Source organism: Conyzicola sp. (genome assembly GCF_057073975.1).
Map to the genome: position 1 here is coordinate 1 of NZ_JBXMIS010000025.1, position 2,761 is coordinate 2,761.

Genomic DNA, 2,761 nt, shown 5'->3' on the forward strand with positions numbered 1-2,761 from the left:
GGGGCGGCTGCCATCGGGACAGTCGCCCCGCACCCCCTTACCTGAAGGAATGAACACGTGGTTCTCACCGACCGACGTTTCGCCGCACTAATGATGGTGCCGGCGGCCGTCTTCCTCCTCGCATTCGTGGCATGGCCGCTCGTGCGATTCGTCACCAACGGCTTCTTCGAGATCTCCCCGATCGCGGGCGGTCCTCGTGAGTTCGTCGGTTTCGAGAACTTCGCTGCCGCCTTCTCCTCTCCTGCCTTTCAGGGTGCGTCGTGGAGAACGGTGCTGTACACCGTGATCGTCGTCGCCCTGGAGTTCGCGATCGGACTCGGCGTTGCCCTGCTGTTCGCGGCCCTCGGCAGCCGGTCGGCCGTCTTCCGCACGATCTTCATGTACCCGTTGATGATCGCGCCGGTCGTGGCAGGGCTCCTCTGGCGCTTCCTGCTGATCGACAACTTCGGCATCATCAACGAGCTTCTCGGAATCGACGTCGGCTGGCTCAGCAACCCGAGGATCGCCTTGTTCTCCGTTGCCCTGCCAGACGTCTGGCTCACCACCTCCTTCATCACCCTCGTGCTGTTCGCCGGGCTGCAGAACATCCCCGGCGACGTGATCGAGGCGGCAAAGCTCGATGGCGCGCGCTTTCCCACCATGCTCGTGCGCATCATCCTTCCGCTCCTGCGGCCGGTGATCGCCGTCGCCCTCATCGTGCGCGGTATCGACGCGGCGCGGGCGTTCGACATCATCCTGATCCAGACGAACGGCGGACCGCAGGAGAGCACGACGACGTTGAGCCTGCTCATCTACCGCACCATGACCCGCTATGGCGACATCGGCCTTGCCAGCGCCATGGGCACGATCTACCTCATCGCGATGCTTGCCGTCGCAACCCTCGCGATCTTCGCGATCTGGCGACCAGGAGCACGCGCATGAACGGCATCGAGACACGCAGCCCGTCGACCAGGGTCATCCTCTGGATAGTCCTGGCTGTCGCCCTCATCCTGTTCGGCTTCCCGTTCCTCTACCTGCTGCTCACGTCGTTCAAGACGCCGAGCGATGCGATCGCGGTGCCGCCCACCGTCTTTCCGCAGATCTGGACCCTCGACAACTACGTCACGGCGCTGACGAAGGACGGCGTGGTTCCCGCGCTCATCAACAGCGTCGTGACCGCCGTTCTCAGCACGGTCTTCTCGCTTGTTCTCGCGGTGCCGGCTGCCTATGCGATCACGCGCTACCGCACCCCCAGTGGGCGGGTGTTCGTCGTGGCCGCGCTGGTGACGCGCATGGTGCCGACGATCGCCATCGGCGCGCCACTCGTCGAGACGATGCGTATGCTCGGCATCAGCGACACCTCGCTGGCCCTGGCGATCGCCCACACCACGATCTCGCTTCCCCTCTCGATCTGGCTCATGGCGAGCTTCTTCGAGGCGGTGCCAGACGAGCTGGAGGAGGCGGCGAAGGTCGATGGCGCATCCCGGCTCGGAGCCCTGTGGCTCGTGGTGCTGCCCGTGGTCTCCGGCGGTCTCGCGGTCACCGCGATCTTCGCGTTCCTCGCCTCGTGGAACGAGTTCCTCTTCTCCCTCCTCCTGACCTCAGTTCGAGCGCAGACGACACCGATCGTCATCGCCAACTTCCAGACCCAGTTCGGGCTGGACTGGGGGGCGATGACGGCGCTCGCGGCCCTCTACTCGATCCCGGTCATCCTGCTCACGCTCGCCCTGCAGCGCCACATCGTCGCCGGCCTGACACTCGGCGCGGTGAAAGGATGAGCGAGTGCGCGATCGCAGACCCGAGAACGGGTCAGCTCCTGAGATCGACGGACCAGAGAGGGTCGGGCGTATGAAAAGCGTTGGAATTCGGGACGTGGCAGAGCTGGCCGGTGTGTCGGTGACGACGGTCTCCCACGTGCTCAACGACACCCCGCAGATGCGCGTGGCGCCGGAGACCCGCGATCGCGTTCGCGCGGCGGCGAAGACGCTCGGATACGGACCCAACCGCATGGCGAGGGCGCTGCGCACCAACCGCTCCGGCCTCATCGGCCTGCTGAGCGAGGAGATCGCCACCACCCCGCACGCCGGCCGGATCATCCTCGGGGCGCAGGACGCGGCCAGAGAGCACGACCTGACGCTCGTCATCATCAACGCAGAACGCGAGACCTCCGACTACTCGCACAAGGACGACGTTCAGACCCTCATCGACCGCCAGGTCGAGGCTGTGCTCTACGCGACGATGTACCACCGCCAGGTCTCGCTCCCGCCGAACCTGCAGGGGGTGCCGGCCGTTCTGATCGACTCGACGGACCGCGCTGGAATCGTGCCATCCGTGGTGCCAGACGAGGTGGGCGGCGCGGTGGCAGCCGTGACGCACCTCGTCGAGGCTGGCCACACGCGCATCGGCTTCCTCAACAACGACGACGACGTGCCTGCTACCCGCGAGCGCCTCGTCGGCTACCGTCAGGTGCTCGCCGATCACGGGATCGCGGTCGACGAGAGCCTGATCGTTCAGGCTCCGTCAGAGACCCTGCCCGGCTATGCGCTGGCCAAGGAGGTGCTCGGTCGCCCCGACCGGCCCACGGCCCTGTTCTGCTACAACGACCGCATGGCGATGGGCGCCTACCGGGCGGCCGCCGAGCTCGGCCTCGACATTCCCACCGACCTCTCGATCGTCGGCTTCGACAACCAGGAGCTCATCGCGGCGAACCTGTTTCCCGGTCTGACGACCGTCGCCCTTCCCCACTACGAGATGGGGGTCTGGGCCGTCGAGACCCTGGTGC

The 2,761-nt window shown here is 66.2% G+C and carries 3 protein-coding genes; all 3 read left to right on the top strand.

The features are described 5' to 3' along the window. Nucleotides 1–57: 57 nt before the first annotated feature. A complete protein-coding gene (locus tag AC14A7_RS02305; RefSeq protein ID WP_484006268.1) occupies nt 58–921 on the top strand; it encodes a carbohydrate ABC transporter permease in 864 nt (287 codons plus the stop codon). Continuing rightward, nucleotides 918–1,757, top strand: a complete 840-nt coding sequence (locus AC14A7_RS02310; RefSeq protein WP_484006269.1) for a carbohydrate ABC transporter permease — start codon at nt 918–920, stop codon at nt 1,755–1,757. The genes AC14A7_RS02305 and AC14A7_RS02310 overlap by 4 nt, the downstream gene beginning before the upstream one ends. 70 nt (nt 1,758–1,827) lie before the next feature. Continuing rightward, the coding region (locus AC14A7_RS02315) for a LacI family DNA-binding transcriptional regulator (protein WP_484006270.1) at nt 1,828–2,761 on the top strand (934 nt) is incomplete at its 3' end.

Coding starts and splice junctions, on each gene's coding strand:
- AC14A7_RS02310 (WP_484006269.1), top strand. CDS start 918: ATGAACGGCATCGAGACACGCAGCCCGTCGACCAGGGTCATCCTCTGG.